Origin of the sequence: Nocardia sp. CC213A (genome assembly GCF_030766805.1) — a bacterium.
Classification (GTDB): Bacteria; Actinomycetota; Actinomycetes; order Mycobacteriales; family Mycobacteriaceae; genus Nocardia; species Nocardia otitidiscaviarum.
This window is the reverse complement of record NZ_JASFXA010000013.1, coordinates 139,726-155,862: the sequence shown is the minus strand read 5'-3', so window position 1 is coordinate 155,862 and position 16,137 is coordinate 139,726. Positions and strand designations below refer to the sequence as shown.

Sequence of the window (16,137 nt, the reverse complement as noted above, 5' to 3'; positions counted from 1 at the left end):
TGTTCGGAGCGCGCGGCACAGTCGAAGCGCGGGCGGCACAGTCGGAACGCGGGCCGCACCAGGGGGGCGCGATCCGCACCAGCAGGGCGCGGGCCACACCAGCAGGGCGCGGGCCACACCAGCAGGGCGCGGGTCCCGGTGCCGGTAGTGCAATCGCCCCCGGGTCCCACGAAGTACGGCACGGCGCCAATCCTTCCAGAGGCATTCACCATCGAGGGGGGACTGGTGGCGGGGCCTGCTCGCACGATGCCGCCACGGATTCCCGCTCGCGGCAAGCGCGGGGACGCGCGAGGTGCGACACGCCGACGTGGTGGGCGGGGTTGCGGGGTTGTGGGCGGGGCGGCCGCGGGGGTGAGGCGGGGCGGGGGGACGAGTCGTGTTGTCGCGCAACGTCGCCCGGGAGCGGTTGCCGACGGGGGATGGAAGGGGGCGGGGCGGGGGGTGAAACGGCCGCTACCTCGTAACACACCGGTCCGCTTCCACTTACTACGCTGTTGCGCGACTCGGCACGCAAGGGTGCGTGGACCGGGTGCGGGTGTCGGCGAGAAAGGCACAGGAGGGCCGCGCTTGATTCTGTTCGGTGATCGTGTCGTGTGCAGCACCGGTGACCTGGTGGAGGCGGCGCGCTGCGAGTTCGCGCTGCTGCGCGCGCTCGACGCCGAACTGGGGCTGCTGGGGCCGGTGGAGTACCGCGCACCGGGCGTCCTGCCGCGCCCGGCGGACGCCGAGCGCGAGCACCGCCTCGCGGACCTGCGCGATCGCTACGGCAGCGGCCTGGTGCGCATCCGCACGGAGTACGACCACCGGATGACGTTCGAGGGTGGTGGGCCGACGGCGGCGCTTCGCCATCCGGCGGCCGGGCATGCGGACCCGGGACGGATTGTCGCGGCGCTCGCCGCCGCGCACGAGGCCACCGTGGCGGCGCTGCGGGCGGATGCCGAGGTGGTCGCGCATCCGGTGCTGTTCGAGGGGGACTTCGCTGTCGGGTGCGACTTCCTGCTGCGCGACGGCGCTCCCGAAGCACACGACTATCTGACCGCCGGGGTCGCCAGCCGCCGAACGCGAATCGGCACCCTGCTGGAACATGCCGCCTGTGCGGATGCGTTGCAGCGCACCGGCTTCCGGCCCGCGCCGCATACCAGGCTCTGGCTCGGCGGGGCGGCGAGCACGCACACCCTGGCCGATATCGCCGTCGTGTACCGGGCGCGGCGGGCGCGGTTGACGTCGATCCTCGACGCCAAGCTGAACGAGTTGCTGCCGGTGCAGTGGGGCGATCGGCGGTTCCTCGCCTGCGGGCAGTGCACCACCTGCACGGCCGAATTGGAGGCGCGGCGGGATCTGCTGCTGGTGGCCGGGATGCGACCGGCGGTGCGGGCGCAGTTGCGGGATGCGGGCATCACGACGGTGGATCGGCTGGCCGCGTCGGACGGGGCGGTGACGGGGGTGCCCGCGCCCACCTTCACGGCGCTGCGCCGCCAGGCCGAACTCCAGTTGCACCGGGAGCATACGGGCCATCCGATCCACACCGTGCTGGATGCCGACGCGCTGGGTGGGCTGCCCGCACCCACCGCCGGTGACCTGTTCGTCTCGGTCACCGCGCCGGAGGCGGGGACCGCCACGGATCTGCTGGTGACCATCGGTTCCGGGGAACCGGAGAACATCTTCCGCACCTTCGTGATCCACGACCGCGCCGACGAGCCCCGCGGCCCCTACCCGGCCGACGATGCTGCGGCCCTGCTGGACTTCCTCGCGGAATGGCAGTGGAATCATCCCGGACTGCGCATCCACCACTACCGCGGCGGCCTGCGACCGCTGCTGGCCGGACTGGCCGACCAGCACCCGGACGGCGAGGACATCGTCGCCGCCCTGCTGCCCCTCCTGTTCGACCTCTACCCCATCGTGCGCGCGGCACTGCTGGTCGGCGAACGCTCCTACGGCCTGCACCATCTGCCCCCGAACCTCTTCGGCCCCAACGACTTCGACGACCTCCCCGAAACCACCCCCGGCCCACCGGAACCCGACCACCACCCACCGATCACCCACGGCCACCACCGCGCACACGCCGCGGTGGCCATGCTGGACCGCACCGTACTCACCGACGTCGGCGACACACGCGTCCTGACCACAGTGGACTCGGTGGACGCGACGCAGGTGGTTGCGACGTCGGCGAGCACGGCTACGACCGACACGGCAATCGCGACGACCGCAGACACGGCCGCCACGGCAACGGCGCCGACCGATACGGGTACCGCCGCATCGGAATCGGGAGCGGCGACGACATCGACCGCGGCCGCGCCGACCGGCATCGCGCGCGCCGACGCAGTGCACGCCGACGTCCCGCACACCCATGACGGACTCGTCGATGCGTCCCGGGTCGATGGGGTGGGGAGCGAAGTCGCTGGCACCGGGCGAATCGACCGTGCTGGGACCGGGCAAGCGGATGCGGTGGGGGCGGGGAGCGCGGCGCCGGAACTCTGCGAGGCCGATGCGGCATGGACCCAGCCGGTGCGCGCCGAATCCGGGGAAACCGGGTCTCGCCCGTATCGCGTAGTCGACGACTTCATGTCGGTCGCCGAACCGGCCGACTCGGTATGGGCGGAGGCGGCTTTCGCGGGTGCGGGGCTCACCGAGTCCCTGCTGCCCGCGGCGGCGCTGACCGAGCTGGAGCACGCCGCGCTCGCGCACCTCGATTCCGATTGCGCGGCCGCGGCGGATGGTGCGGGTGACTGGGTTGCCGTGGCGCGGCTGCGTGACTGGCTGCTGGAGTTGGCCGAGGGGTACGCCGTTCATCCTCGGGGGCGGCCCGATGAGATGGTGGCCGAGCCGGTGCCCGCCGCGGTGGAGGCCGCGTTGCGGGAGTTCGCGACCGGCCCGGCCCGCGGCGATGCGGCGCGGTCGGGTGGCGGGGCGGCCTACGACGTGGACGGGCAGCGGGAGGACGCCCGGCTGGCGGCCGCGCTGACCGCCGCCGCCCTGGGCTACCACCGCCGTGAGCGTCGCCCGCTGCGCTGGGCGCACGCGGACCGCCTCGACCATCCGGTGGAGGAATGGGCCGACACCCCGGGCGTGCTCATCGCCGACTGGGGCACGGTGGACACCAACTGGCACCGCACCGGCCAGCATCCCATGCGCCGCTACCTCACCCTGACCGGACGGCTCGGCACCGGTCACGCTCCCCCGCCCGGCACCCCGGTCGTCACCCTGTACGACCGTGCGACACCGGATATCCCGGCTCGCCCCGGCCGCCGCCCGCTGGCTCGCGCGACCGTGCTGGGCTGTGCGCTGGACGCCAATTTCGACGATGTGGTGCGGGTGGTGGAACTGCTGCCCGCGGGCTGCGAACCCTTCGACGAACTGCCCGCAGCCATCGCCCCGTGCCCGCCCGCGCGTGCGGACCGGCTGGAGGACGCCATCGAGGATGTGGCGCACGATCTGCTGGTGACCCTGCCGGAGGTGCCGCCGACGGCGACCTTCGACCTGCTGTGCCGCCGCCCGCCGCGGCTGCTGTCGGGTGGGGCGCTGCCGGAGGTGTTCGGCGACCATGCCGCCGCCATCACCGCGGCCGTCCTGGATCTCGCGGATTCCTATGTGGCGGTGCAGGGTCCGCCCGGCACCGGCAAGACCGACACCACCGCCCGCACGGTGGAACGCCTGGTGACCCGGTACCGGTGGCGGGTCGGCGTGGTGGCGCGCTCCCATGTGGCGGTGGAACATCTGCTGGACGCGGTGGTCCGGGTCGGGGTGCTGCCGGAACTGGTGGCCAAGGCGGACGCGCAGACGGTGGCCCCGGAGTGGTTGGGCATCGACGCCGACCGCTATGCCCGCTTCCTCGACAATGCCGTCAACGGCTGCGTGGTCGGCGGCCTGCCCGACGATTTCACCGATACCGAACGGATTCCGCGCGACAGCCTGGATCTGCTGGTGATCGCCGACGCCGGTCGTTTCCCCCTGGCCGATACCGTCGCGGTGGCGGTGAGCGCCCGAAACCTGCTGCTGGTGGGCGATCCCGCGCCGCGCGCCGGGCACGGCGCGCATCCGGAACCGGTGGACGAGGCGGTGCTGGGCTGGCTGATCGGACCGCATCGGACGCTGCCCGCCGAGTACGGCTACTTCCTGGACCGCACCTGGCGCATGCATCCGCGCATGTGCGGCCCGGTGTCGCGGCTGCGCTACGACAATCGGCTGCGGGCCAATGAAACCGTCACGCTGGCACGGGAACTCGACGGTGTCGCGCCCGGCATCCGCACCGTGACGGTCGAACATCACGGCAATGCCGCCGAATCCGCCGAGGAGGCCCGCGAAATCGTGCGCCAGGTGCGCACCCTGCTCGGTCTGCCCTGGCATACCGGGGCCGTGACCCGCCGCCTGCATCCGCACGACATCCTGGTGGTCGCGCCGTATCACGCACAGGTGGCCCGGATTCGAACCTCGTTGTCCCGCGCCCGAATCGAGGATGTACTCGTCGGCACCCCGGATCACTTCCAGGGGCGCGAGGCCGCGGTGGTACTGGTCTCCATGACCACCTCGGCCCCCAAGGACGCCCCGCACGGGGTCGCGCCGCTGCTCTCCCGGCACTGGCTGACCAGCGCCATCTCCCGCGCTATGTGGGCGGCGGTCATCGTGCGTTCACCGCTGCTGACCGAGTATCTGCCCAGCGGCACGGCGGAGCTGTCGGATCTGGCGGCGTTCCTGCAGTTGGATCGGGTCTAGCCGAAGCACTTCCCCTCACCGCGGTAGGTGGGCACGGTGGTGCGAATGCCGTTCTCCACCAGGTGAACTTCGGTGAATCGCTCGCAGAGTTCACCGGCCTTGGCATGGCGGAACCAGACGCGGTCGCCGATGCGCAGTCCACCCGCGCCGGTGAGCGGAGTTTGCACCTCACCCGCACCCTCGGTGCCGATCAGCTTCAATCCCAAGGGCCACACCGGCTTCGGCACCCGCGACGCACCCGCCGGGCCGGAGGCGATGTAACCACCGGAGAAGACGGTGGCGATGCCCGGGGCCGGGCGGCGCAGCACGGGCAGGGCGAAGTGCATGGCCGGGCGCCGGGCCAGATTGCGGTAGCCGTCGAAGAGGGTGGGCAGGTAGAGCCCGGAACCGGCGGTCACCTCGGTGACGTCCGGGTCGGCGATGCTCACTTCGATGGAGCCGGTGCCGCCGCTGTTGACGATCTCGAGTTCACCGACCTCGGCGCGCACCGCCTCCAGCACCGTGCGGCGACGCCGCAGTATTTCCGCCGCGGACATCTTCTTCACCAGGCGCACAGCGGGATTCGTATCGGGCAGGCCCGCGATCTGCGCCTCGTAGGTCATCACGCCGACCACGTCGAAGCCGCGCCGGACGGCCGCGGCGGCCAGGGTGGCGGCCTGCTCCGGGGTGCGGATGGGCGAGCGCCGCACTCCCAGGTGCAGCGGGCCGATCCGCAGCGAGGCGTCCACGTCGAGGCAGACGCGTGGGTGCACGTGCTCGGTGCCGACGGCGGCGCGAATGAAGTCCAGCTGATCGACATCGTCGACCATGAGGGTGATGGCCGCGCGCAGCGCGTCGTCGGCGGCCAGTTCGGCCAGGGCGGCGCGGTCGGCGGTGGGGTAGCCGAGCAGGATGTCGCGGGCGCCCTCGCGCACCAGCCAGATGGCCTCGCGCAGGGAGTAGCCCATGATGCCGGCGAAGCCGCCGTCGGCGGTGAGGTCCTTGCCGAGCACTTCCTCCAGCACGGCCCGGCACCGCACCGACTTGCTCGCCACCCGGATCGGTACGCCGTTGGCCCGGCGTACCAGGTCGTTCGCATTGGCCCGCAGGGCGGCGAGGTCGACGGCGGCCAGCGGCGGATCCAGATCGGCGGTGGCCGCGTGCAGCCCGCTGATCAGCGACGAATCGGTCACACAGGCCACTCAACCACGAAACTGGTCATCCGTCCAGCATTCTGGACGTGCCGAACCCGCCCACTCCTGGATTGTCCGGCCGACGCGCCCGCTGCCACCGGGCGCATCACTTCGGATCAACCGCGATCGAGCGCCTTGGTCGACAGGCTCGAGACCAGGTCGTCCAGCACCACCAGGGCGGTTTCGTCATCGCAGTCGGCCAGCCAGCGCAACACGATGCCCTGCATGACCGCGACCAGGTAGGCGGCGATGGCATCGACCGGCTCCAGCCATTCGGTGCCCGAACGCTCGGCGCACAGATGCAGGAAGGACACGACATCGGCGTCCATCTGCCGGTACATGGCCGACGCCACCGGATCCGGCGTGCAGACCGACTGGTTCTCCCAGCGACGACGCAACACCGCCAGGGTGGATTCGTACGCCTCGATCTGCCGGTCCGGCGTGGCCTTGATGATCGGCCACAGCGCGCTGATCCCGGCGTGCAGCAGTACGCGCAGCGCCCGGGTACCGGTGAAATCGAGCGAGGCGGCGGCCTTCTCGATCGACTCGGTCATGGCGGGCCGCACTCCGATGTGAATTGTTTCTCCAGCGCTCAACGACGACTCCCTCAGCGAAAGAACTCGCGCACTTCGCACTGCGCGGCTCGCTCAGCGGGTTGCCAGATCGACACTGATCCCCCCAAGGCTTCCACCCCGGATGCAACCGCTCAACGGGTACCGATGGTAAAGGTTTTTCTGGGTGCTCGACCAGCTTTGATAGCCATTTTCGTACCTGAAGACGGTTTTGTTACCTAATCGGAACAGTGACGCGATCGAACGGGAATGTTCGGAATTAGGCTGGCGACCTGGGAAACGCCGACTTTGGCGACCGAACGGTATTTTATGGATTCGATTCCGGACAATGCCACATACTGTGCCATATGACACAGGTGTAAGCCGTAAAGCCCCCTGGTCGTAGCACGAATTCGTCCCATCGATCCGACATCGACACCCACGGTATACCGCCGTACCGATAGCCTGGGTCGGTGACTTCAGCGGGCTCCGATCAGTTCCTCATCCCCGGTACCTTCAACTACCGCGACGTCGCGGGCGCGCGCACCGGAGGCGGCGCGAAGGTCCGCTCGGGGATCCTCATGCGGTCGGCCGAACTCAGCCGCCTCGACGGCGACGGCCACGCCACCCTGCTCGAACTCGGCGTCACCGACGTGCACGACCTGCGCGGCCACGCCGAGATCGACTACATCGGTCACGACTCGCTACCCGAGGGCGTGCGGCTCAACGTCACCCCGTTCGATCCGCGCATGGGCGAGGCCCCGCCGCACGAGGCCCGCCGCCACAGCACCGCGTCCGCGCACATGCTCGAGGTCTACCGCCGGTTCCCCGCCCTGCCCGAAGCGCACACCGCCATCGCCGCCCTGGCCGACTCGATCCTGGCGGGCACCGCGCTGGTGCACTGCGCGGCGGGCAAGGACCGAACCGGCTGGGCCGTCGCCACCGTACTGCGCGCCGTCGACGTCACCGAGGACGACGTCTTCGCCGACTACCTGCGCAGCAATGACGCCGTCCCCACCCTGCGCGCGATCATCGCCGCCGGCAGCGACGAGGAACTCTCCGACGATCTGCTCGGCGTACGCGCCGACTACCTCGCCGCGGGCACCGCCTCCATGGTGGAGATGTACGGCGGCATCGACGGCTACCTCGTCGAGATCGGCATCACCCCCGATCACCGCGAGGCCCTGCGCGCCCGCCTGCTGGAGTGAGCTCGCCCGCCAGGACTCGAACCTGGACAGCGAGAACCAAAATCTCGCGTGCTGCCGATTACACCACGGGCGAAAGCTGGTGCGGGAGATCGATCCTCGCCGATCCGGACGGTCCCCGACAAACGATTATCGGCGACCACCGCGCGTCAGCGCCGAGCACGGATGCGGAGTCCACGCCCCCGTCGCCGAGCGTCGAACTCGTTTCCGGTGCGCGCCACCACCGTTCGAGCCCCGGGTTCCCTGGTGACGGCGGCACCGGGCAACGGCGAGCCCAGGTGGAATGGCGAGACCGCGCCGCCGCCGACGCCGCGGCGGCCGGAATCGGCGCGGTGCCCGAATGACGGCACCGGGCAACGGCCATCCCGGGCAACGGCGATCCGGGAAGACGGCGGCACCGGGCGGTTTGCGTCGGCGGCAACCGGCGATGAGAGAGCGGAACGCGCCGCCTACCGGTCGGCGCGGCGGACGAGGCCGTCGGCGTCGATGCTGACCTGATTCCCGGTGTGGAACCAGGTTCCGGTGAAACGGGATTCGGTGGTCTGCGGGTCGTTCCAGTAGCGCCGGGTGACATTGGGGCCGCGGCAGAGGAGTTCGCCGTGGCCGGTGTCGGCGCGCGGACCCCAAAGCGCGAGTTCGGTTCCGCCGAAGGCGAATCCGAGCGCGTCGCGGGTGGCGGTGTCGTCGCGGGCCAAGCCGATGCCGCTGGTCTCCGTCGCACCCCACACCGACCACTGGCGGGCCTCGGGGAAGATAGCGCGCAGGGCGGCGGCGACCGTATCGGCGGTCCCGGGTTCGGCGGCGGCGAGTTCGGCGCGATGGCCGGCGCTGCACACCCGCCCGACCCGGTCCAGGCGCAGTCCCGCCAGTTCGGGCACCAGTCCGGCGAACACCCGCGGCGTGGCCGAGACCATGTCGATGCGTTCGGATACCAGCGCTGCCGCGACCGCCTCCGGATCGGGGGCCAACACCACGGTGCCGCCCACCGCGAAGGTCGGCAGCAACTGGTCCACGCAGCCGCTGGCATGGGACAGCGGCAGCAGCAGCAGATTTCGCAGCCCGTCGATGGGCAGATCCAGCGCACCCACCACGGAGCGGATGGCCGAGAGCAGATTCTCGTTGGTCAGCTCCACCCCCTTGGGGTCCGCGCCGTGGGCGGGGCTGGTGTAGCAGAGCAGGGCCAACTCGGTCAGCGAGGCGCCGTCGTCGATGAACGCCGCACCGTCGGGCAGCGCCTCACGGAATCCGGCCGCACTGCCGCCGCCGTCCAGGATGTAGTCCGCGCAGCTGTCGTGGATCACCCGCTCCGCCAGCGCATCCGGGAGGCCCTCGTGCACCAGCACCGGCACCGCACCGGAGAGCAGCGCCCCCAGGAACGCCTGCACCCAGCGCACCCCGACCGGCATGCGCACCGCCACCCGGTCGCCGTAGCCGATGCCGTGCTCCTGCAATCCGCCCGCGATACGGGAGGCCGAGTACCACAGCTCGCGGTAGGTGAGGCGGGGGCCGCCGATCTCGACCACCGCCTCCCGTGCCGCGAAGGTGTGCACCTGGATGTCCAGCAGCTCGGTGAGCGCCGGATTCAGGTTGCCGTACCGCAGCACGCCGTCGGCACCGCGCGCAAGGGGGTTGTCGCTCCGGGCTTTTCGCGATTCGCACGACGCCTGGGGATATTCGACCAGTAACTGCGACATCCGTCCCTCCGAGTGCCTCCGAGCCATCAGGCACCAGTGACTATATGATGCACGTCACATTCTAGGGTGGATTGTCGGCAAACGTCTTTCAGCCGTCACCCGGCTGAAACCGACTCACTGACCGGTATAGGTGGCCTTACCTGGGCCGACCTCGAGGAAGCTGCGCACCGCGCCCTGCAGATCGGCGGTGTCGAACAGCGCGCCGGAGACGGCCGGGGTCACCGAATCGGCGTGGGCGACACCGCCGGAGCGCCACGCCTCGATGATCTGCTTGGTGGCGGCGTGCGCCTTGGTGGGACCGTCGGCGAGGCGGGCCAGCAGCGCGCGGGCGGCGGTGTCGACGTCGTCGTGGACGGCGTTGACCACACCCCAGTCGGTCATGGTGGCGGCGTCGTAGAGGTCGCCGGTCATGACGAATTCGCGGGCGCGGCCGGATCCGGCCCGCTCGGCCAGCCGCTGCGGGCCGCCCATGGACGGGGTCAGCCCGACCACTGTCTCCACCAAGCCGAACGTGGCCTTGGGCGCGGCCAGAATGACATCGCAGGCCAGCGCGACCTCGAAGGCGGCGGTCAGGGTGAGGCCGTGCGCGGCGAATACGACCGGGCAGGGCAGCGCCTCCACCGGGTGGATGATGCGCGCGAACAGGGTCCGCCACAGTTCCGCACCCTGATCGGGGGTGAGGCCGTCGAAGATGTGCACGTCCACGCCGCCCGACACCAGCTTGCCCTCGGCGCGTAGCAGAAGCGCCCGCGGCGGGGTGGCCGACAGCTCGGCGATATCGGCCGCCAGAGCCTCCATCAGCGCCTTGTCGAAGAGGTTCAGCGGCGGATGCGCGATGGTGATGACGGCGGCCCGCGCGCCACCCTCGGTGGTGACGTATTCGAGACGGGTCGGCTTGGTGTCGGTCATGAGGGCGAATCTAGGCGCTGGCGCGACCGGGCGACAGCCCTGCCCACCGACGGTGTCACGCCCTACTGGGAGTGCGCGCCTTCTGACAGACTGGCCGGGTGACTACTTCGGCTTCGGACACTTCGCAGCGCGGCAGCTACGTCGAACCCGGCGAGTTCACGCGGGACACCAACTACATCACCACCCGGATCACCGCCGACGGGCGCGACGGCTACCCGGTGGAGCCCGGCCGCTACCGACTGGTCGCGGCGCGCGCCTGCCCGTGGGCCAATCGCACGCTCATCGTGCGGCGACTGCTCGGCCTGGAACCGGTGCTGTCGCTGGGCCTCTGCGGGCCCACACACGACAAGCGCAGCTGGACCTTCGATCTCGACCCGGGCGGCGTGGATCCCGTACTGGGCATCCACTTCCTGGCCGATGCGTACTTCGCGCGCTTCCCCGACTACCCGCGCGGCATCACCGTCCCCGCCGTCGTGGACGAACGCACCGGGCAGGTCGTCACCAACGACTACGCCCGGATGACACTCGACTTCGCCACGGAGTGGACCGAACACCACCGCGCGGGCGCGCCGCGGCTGTATCCGGAGGAGCTGCGCGCCGAGATCGACTCGGTGAACCGGCGGGTCTACACCGAGGTCAACAACGGCGTCTACCGCTGCGGATTCGCGGGCTCCCAGGACGCCTACGACGCCGCCTACGATCGGCTGTTCACGGCGCTGGACTGGCTCTCCGAACGGCTCGCCGGGCAGCGCTACCTGGTGGGCGAGACCATCACCGAGGCCGATGTGCGGCTGTTCACCACGCTGGTGCGATTCGACGCCGTGTACCACGGGCACTTCAAATGCAATCGCGAGAAGCTGACCGAACTGCCGGTGCTGTGGGCCTACGCCCGCGACCTGTTTCAGACGCCCGGCTTCGGGGACACCGTCGACTTCACGCAGATCAAACAGCACTACTACATCGTCCACCGGGACATAAACCCGACGGGGATCGTGCCCAAGGGGCCGGAACTGTCGAATTGGCTCACCCCGCACGGACGGGAAGCGCTGGGCGGCAATCCGTTCGGCGACGGCACCCCACCCCCGCCGCCGGTGGAGGCCGAGCGCGTACCGGCCGAGCACGGAGCGTAGCGGGACGCGTGGAGGCGCAACCCGCCACGGGGTGAACGGCAGCGACCTCCGCCCACCGTGAGTGGAAGGAAATCCACCTCCCGGACGGCAGCGGCGCACTCCATCTCCCGAGCGCGCGGGATGCGTCACATTCGGCTGTCCGGCGGGTCCTGACCTCGCGGGCGCGAAAGACAGCCCGCCCCAGCACCGGTGGGTCGCGGTTCCGTTACCGGTGTCGGGTGCGGCGGCGCGCCGTCAGGACTCTCCGTGCCCCCGGTAGGTGCCGAAACTCCAGTACACACCCGCGGGATCGCGGACGGTGAAGCCGCGGGACTCGTAGCCCTCCTCCTCCCGCAGCTCCCGGGTGACCCTCGCCCCGGCCGCGCGGGCGCGGTCGTGCAGGGCGTCCACGTCGTCGAGGGCGATGTATACGCAGCCCGCGCCGGGCGGCAGCTCCCTGGCGGCCATATCATCCCGCCAGGAGCCGAGCATGACCCCGCCACCGCCGGGCCACGCCAGCTCGGCGTGGTGCACCATCTCTCCCTCGGCGTAGCAGGCGCGGGTCTCGAATCCGAAGGCCCGCTCCAGGAAGTCGATGGCGGCGCGGGCGTCACGGTAGGTCAGGCACGGCCAGATCGCCGTGCCGGTGGGCGCGGTGGGCGTCGACGCGACGGAGGTCGGTACAGCGGTGGTCGATTCTGCGGTGGTCGATTCAGCGGCGGTCGATTCAGCGGCGGTCGATTCAGCGGCGGTCGATTCAGCGGCGGTCGATTCAGTCATGGGACGAGGATCCCGCCGCGTACGGGAGCTGGTCTTGGACGAATGGGAACACCTCACGCTCCCGCCACACCGACGGCGGCAGACCGGCGAATTCGCGCCATTCCCGGGCCATATGCGCCTGGTCGTAGTACCCGGCGCGGGTGGCGACCTCCGCGAGCGCGGGCACGTCCGGCAACCGCAGCAGTCGGTGCGAGCGCTCGAAGCGGGCGATGCGGGCGGCGTCCTTCGGCGAGATGCCGAATTCGGCGGTGAACCGATTGACCAGATGCCTGCGGCTCCACCCGATATCGGCGGCCACGTCGCCGACCCGCACCCAGGGGCAGGGCCCGGAGAGCAGACCCCAGGCCCGCGTGAGCTCGTCGGCCCAGGGCACCGGGCGCACCTCGCGCAGCAGGATGTCGTCCAGCACGGCGAACCGCTCCGACCAGGCGGTCGTCGCCGAAACCCGGTCCCGCAACTCCACCGCCCGCGCGCCCAGCAGGTCACCGAGATCCACCACCCACGAACCCAGCGCCGCGGTGGGAACACCCAGCAGTGCGCGTGCCCCGCGCGGGGTCAAACCCAACTGGATGCCGTGCTGGAAACCATCGTGCGCGACCAGGGCCGGGCGCACCGTCAATCCGCTGGCCAACATGTCCCAGCGCCCGCCCGCCTGCTCCGGATGCGAGGACACCGGCACGTCCACCGGTTCGCCGATGGTGACCAGCACGGTCAGCGTGGTCGCGGGCATGCCCACATGCGTCCCCGGCGCGAAGCCGCGCAACAGGTAGCCCTCGTAGGAGAGGACATACGGTCGCAGACGCGGATCGGGCAGGCCCCGAGCGCCCTCGGACACTCCGGTCATCTGATCACGGTAAGCCCGCGCACCGACAGCCACCACCCCGCCGCGCGAAGCTCCGGGGTCCATCACCACTACCGCAACATCCGCGAGCCGCTCCCGGCCACAGCGAGCGTCACGGTCCACCGCCACCACCAGCGTGCGGTGCGGCACCTGCTGCCAGGCCCGAAGCCTCGGGTCCACCGAACCCCGCTCGCGGACATCGCCAGCGCACCCAACACCAAGCCTCGGGTCCACCGAACCCCGCTCGCGGACATCGCCAGCGCACCCAACACCAAGCCTCGGGTCCACCGAACCCCGCTCGCGGACGTCACCAGCGCACCCAACACCAAGCCTCGGGTCCACCGAACCCCGCTCGCGGACGTCACCAGCGCACCCAACACCAAGCCTCACGGCCCCGGCGCGTGCGGGCCACCGGCACCAAGCCTCGCAGTCCACCGCGGCCCACACGGGGTGCGTCACCGCCCGGCTCGCACGGAGCGTCGCGTCCGCCACGCGGCGCGGGCGAGCGGGAGGCCGCATTCTGGGTATTGCACAGGTGTCCGCCGGTACGGCGGCGGCCGCTCGCCCGGGTACAGCCGGTGATCGATCCGGAACCGCCGTACATCGCGGATCGTTGTCTTCGTGCCATAGAGTTCTGGTCAGCGGACCGGAGGAGAGGGGTGTTGTCGATGTTCAAGGGCGGACTGGAGAAGACGGTCGTCTCGCTGCTCGACAACGGATCACAGGTGCAGGCGCCTGCCGTCGCCAAGTACGTGGAACGGCTGCGCAAGGCCCATCCGGACGAATCCCCGGCGCAGATCATCACGCGACTGGAGAAGCTGTACCTGACCACGGTGACCGGCAGCGGCACCGCCGTCGGCGCGGCCGCCGCGGTGCCCGGCGTCGGAACCGTCGCCTCGGTGGCGGCCATCTCCGCGGAGACCGCGTTCTTCCTGGAGGCCTCCGCGGTGTTCACCCTCGCCGTCGCCGCGGTGCACGGTGTCGCACCCGAGGACAAGGAGCGCCGCCGCGCGCTGGTGCTCGCCGTGGTGCTCGGCGAGAGCGGTATGGAGATCGTGCAGAAGAGCGTCGGTCACTCCGCCAAGAACTGGGGTACCCTGCTGGCCAACAAGATTCCCGGCATCAGCAGCATGAACGATTCGCTGCTCAAGCGATTCCTGGTGCAGTTCATCACCAAACGCAGCGCGCTCATGTTCGGCAAGGTGCTGCCCGCCGGAATCGGCGCCGCCGTCGGCGGTTTCGGCAACCGGGCGCTGGGCCATCGGCTCATCGACAACTCCCGGCAGGCGTTCGGCACCCCGCCGCGCACCTGGCCGCAACCACACGTCATCGACGCCGACCCGCTGCCCGCCCTGGACGCGGCAGACAAGCAGGCGCGATGAGCCCGGCGCGGCCGCTCGCCTTCGCCGTCGCGGGCCTGCACAAGACCTTCGATACCGCGCCCGTGGTCCGCGATGTGAGTTTCGTGGTGCCGGCCGGAACCGTCGCCGCACTCGTCGGCCCGCCGGGGGCGGGCAAATCCACCGTGCTGCGCATGCTGCTCGGCCTGCTGCCACCCACCTCCGGCACCGTGAACATCGGCGGCCCCGGTCCGGGCGTACGTCCGGGACGGCGCGCGGTGGGCGCCGCGCTCACCCCGCGCGGACTGCACCCCGCCCGCACCGCCCGCGATCAGCTGCGGGTATTCGCCGGTGCCGCAGGGGTTTCCGATGCTCGGGTGGACGAACTGCTCGCCCTGGTGCGCCTGGACACCGTGGGCGGTCAGCGCATCCAGTCCTACACACCGGGTATGAGCACCCGGCTGGCCCTGGCCGCCGCACTCCTCGGCGATCCGCCGCTGCTGGTGCTCGACGAGCCGACCCTGGGCCTGGACCCTGGGGAGACGGCATGGCTCACCGAGTTCCTGCGGGCACACGCCCGACGCGGCGGCACCGTCGTGCTCACCGCGCGCACCCTCAGCGCGGCGCTGCCGATGGCCGACGAGTTGATCGTGCTGGACCGTGGGGCCATCGCCTACCAGGGCAGTCCGGCGCGACTGCGCCGCAGCCACCCGGATCGGCTGCTGGTCAAGTCCTCCAGCCAGATCGCGCTGGCCACCACACTCGCCGCCCACGGCTTCACGGACGCGGTGATGCGGCCGGACGGTCGGCTCGCCGTCGCCGAGGTGACCCTCGCCCAGTTGGAGACGGCCGCCGCGGCGGCGCGGGTGCAGCTCACCGAGGTCAGTGCCGAACACGTCCACCCGGATCAGGTGCTCGCCACCCTCACCCGGGGCACGCCCGCTCCCCCGTCTCCGGCGTTGTACGCGATGCCGCGGTGACAACCGCCGTGCCGCACAGGTTTCCGACCGGAAGGTAGTCGATGATCCGCACCGTGCCGCCCGCCGTGCTCCAGGCGGGTACCTCCGAGGTCCGCAAGGTCACCTCGCTGCGTATGAACCGGACCATGGCCGGGGCGCTGGTGCTGGTCGGAGCGATCGTGTTCACCGTCGCCGGGCTCACGGTGGAGACCGCCATCGCCAGCGACGGCATCTCGCACACCATGGCGGCCGGGTCGGCGCTGCTCGCCGTGGGGGCGACGCTGGCGGCGGCCATCGTGCTGGCCGGAATATTCGGCGCGGTCGGTTCCGGGGCCGAGTACCGGCACCACACGCTGCCGGTGAGCGCGCTGCTCACCCCGGACCGCAATCTGCTGTTCGGCTCCAAATTGGCTGTGACAGCGGCCTTCGCGGTCGGCACGGTGCTGCTCACCGAGGTGCTCGGCCTCGGGGCCTTCCTGCTGTTCGGCAGCGAGCGGCTGCAATTGCACGCCTGGTTCTTCGGATTGCTCGGCGGCGTGCTGCTGAGCGCGCTGTGCTGGGCGCTGCTGGGTGCGGCACTGGGGTACCTGCTGCGCTCACCCGTCCGAGCCGTCGCGGTCATCGCCGGGTGGACGGTGCTGGAACCGCTGGTGTGGGTGGTCTCGCAGGGGGTGGGCATTCCGGGCTTCGCCACCGTGCTGCCGGTCTCGGCCACCCTCGCCACCGCCACCGCGGGCGCGTTCGCCGATGCCGCGTTCATCGCGCACACCCCGGCGGCCATCGTGGTGCTGCTGCTGTGGACCGTCGGCACGGTGACCGCGGCCTGGTGGTTCCTCCGGGTGCGCGACCTCTAGTCGGCGACGATCG

Annotated in this window: 12 protein-coding genes and 1 tRNA gene; 6 read left to right on the top strand and 7 right to left on the bottom strand. The window is 70.9% G+C overall.

Going from position 1 to position 16,137, the window contains the following annotated elements; genetic code table 11:
- The first annotated feature begins 567 nt into the window (after positions 1 to 567).
- Entirely contained in the window at positions 568 to 4,710 is a 4,143-nt protein-coding gene (locus QJS31_RS23490) for a bifunctional RecB family nuclease/DEAD/DEAH box helicase (protein ID WP_306357692.1), read from the top strand.
- On the opposite strand, the gene QJS31_RS23485 is transcribed toward QJS31_RS23490, so the two are convergent.
- Both QJS31_RS23485 and QJS31_RS23480 read right to left on the bottom strand, forming a co-directional pair.
- Positions 4,707 to 5,882, bottom strand: a complete 1,176-nt coding sequence (locus tag QJS31_RS23485) for an amino acid deaminase/aldolase (protein WP_372341754.1) — start codon at positions 5,880 to 5,882, stop codon at positions 4,707 to 4,709. The genes QJS31_RS23490 and QJS31_RS23485 overlap by 4 nt on opposite strands.
- Before the next feature lie 116 nt (positions 5,883 to 5,998).
- Positions 5,999 to 6,436, bottom strand: a complete 438-nt coding sequence (locus QJS31_RS23480; RefSeq protein WP_282780484.1) for a TetR family transcriptional regulator — start codon at positions 6,434 to 6,436, stop codon at positions 5,999 to 6,001.
- A gap of 470 nt (positions 6,437 to 6,906) precedes the next feature.
- Between QJS31_RS23480 and QJS31_RS23475 the strand changes: the two genes are divergently transcribed.
- Positions 6,907 to 7,641 carry a tyrosine-protein phosphatase gene (locus QJS31_RS23475; protein WP_282780482.1) on the top strand — a complete coding sequence of 245 codons (735 nt, stop codon included), beginning with the start codon at positions 6,907 to 6,909 and terminating at the stop codon, positions 7,639 to 7,641.
- A gap of 1 nt (position 7,642) precedes the next feature.
- Here the strand turns inward: QJS31_RS23475 and QJS31_RS23470 are convergent.
- The 3 genes from QJS31_RS23470 to QJS31_RS23460 all read right to left on the bottom strand — a co-directional run bounded on the left by QJS31_RS23470 (position 7,643) and on the right by QJS31_RS23460 (position 10,241).
- Positions 7,643 to 7,714, bottom strand: a tRNA-Gln gene (locus QJS31_RS23470).
- Positions 7,715 to 8,087: 373 nt separating this feature from the next.
- Positions 8,088 to 9,332 (bottom strand): class I adenylate-forming enzyme family protein, encoded by a 1,245-nt coding sequence (locus QJS31_RS23465; protein ID WP_306357690.1) that lies wholly within the window; start codon positions 9,330 to 9,332, stop codon positions 8,088 to 8,090.
- A gap of 114 nt (positions 9,333 to 9,446) precedes the next feature.
- Positions 9,447 to 10,241: an enoyl-CoA hydratase/isomerase family protein gene (locus tag QJS31_RS23460; protein WP_306357689.1), complete on the bottom strand. Its 795-nt coding sequence runs from the start codon at positions 10,239 to 10,241 to the stop codon at positions 9,447 to 9,449.
- Between the two features lie 98 nt (positions 10,242 to 10,339).
- On the opposite strand from QJS31_RS23460, the gene QJS31_RS23455 reads away from it, so the two are divergent.
- Positions 10,340 to 11,371: a glutathione S-transferase family protein gene (locus QJS31_RS23455; RefSeq protein WP_306357688.1), complete on the top strand. Its 1,032-nt coding sequence runs from the start codon at positions 10,340 to 10,342 to the stop codon at positions 11,369 to 11,371.
- A 234-nt stretch (positions 11,372 to 11,605) separates the two neighbouring features.
- On the opposite strand, the gene QJS31_RS23450 is transcribed toward QJS31_RS23455, so the two are convergent.
- Positions 11,606 to 11,986 (bottom strand): VOC family protein, encoded by a 381-nt coding sequence (locus QJS31_RS23450; protein ID WP_306357727.1) that lies wholly within the window; start codon positions 11,984 to 11,986, stop codon positions 11,606 to 11,608.
- A 136-nt stretch (positions 11,987 to 12,122) separates the two neighbouring features.
- Positions 12,123 to 12,974 (bottom strand): AraC family transcriptional regulator, encoded by an 852-nt coding sequence (locus QJS31_RS23445; RefSeq protein ID WP_306357687.1) that lies wholly within the window; start codon positions 12,972 to 12,974, stop codon positions 12,123 to 12,125.
- 665 nt (positions 12,975 to 13,639) lie between these two features.
- Between QJS31_RS23445 and QJS31_RS23440 the strand changes: the two genes are divergently transcribed.
- Genes QJS31_RS23440 through QJS31_RS23430 form a run of 3 tightly spaced genes read left to right on the top strand, consistent with a single transcriptional unit; the run spans position 13,640 to position 16,124 of the window.
- On the top strand, positions 13,640 to 14,353 hold the full coding sequence (locus QJS31_RS23440) for a hypothetical protein (protein ID WP_029931518.1): 714 nt from the start codon (positions 13,640 to 13,642) through the stop codon (positions 14,351 to 14,353).
- Entirely contained in the window at positions 14,350 to 15,291 is a 942-nt protein-coding gene (locus tag QJS31_RS23435) for an ATP-binding cassette domain-containing protein (RefSeq protein WP_306357686.1), read from the top strand. The genes QJS31_RS23440 and QJS31_RS23435 overlap by 4 nt, the downstream gene beginning before the upstream one ends.
- 41 nt (positions 15,292 to 15,332) lie before the next feature.
- Positions 15,333 to 16,124 carry an ABC transporter permease gene (locus tag QJS31_RS23430; RefSeq protein ID WP_306357685.1) on the top strand — a complete coding sequence of 264 codons (792 nt, stop codon included), beginning with the start codon at positions 15,333 to 15,335 and terminating at the stop codon, positions 16,122 to 16,124.
- Positions 16,125 to 16,137 lie beyond the last annotated feature (13 nt).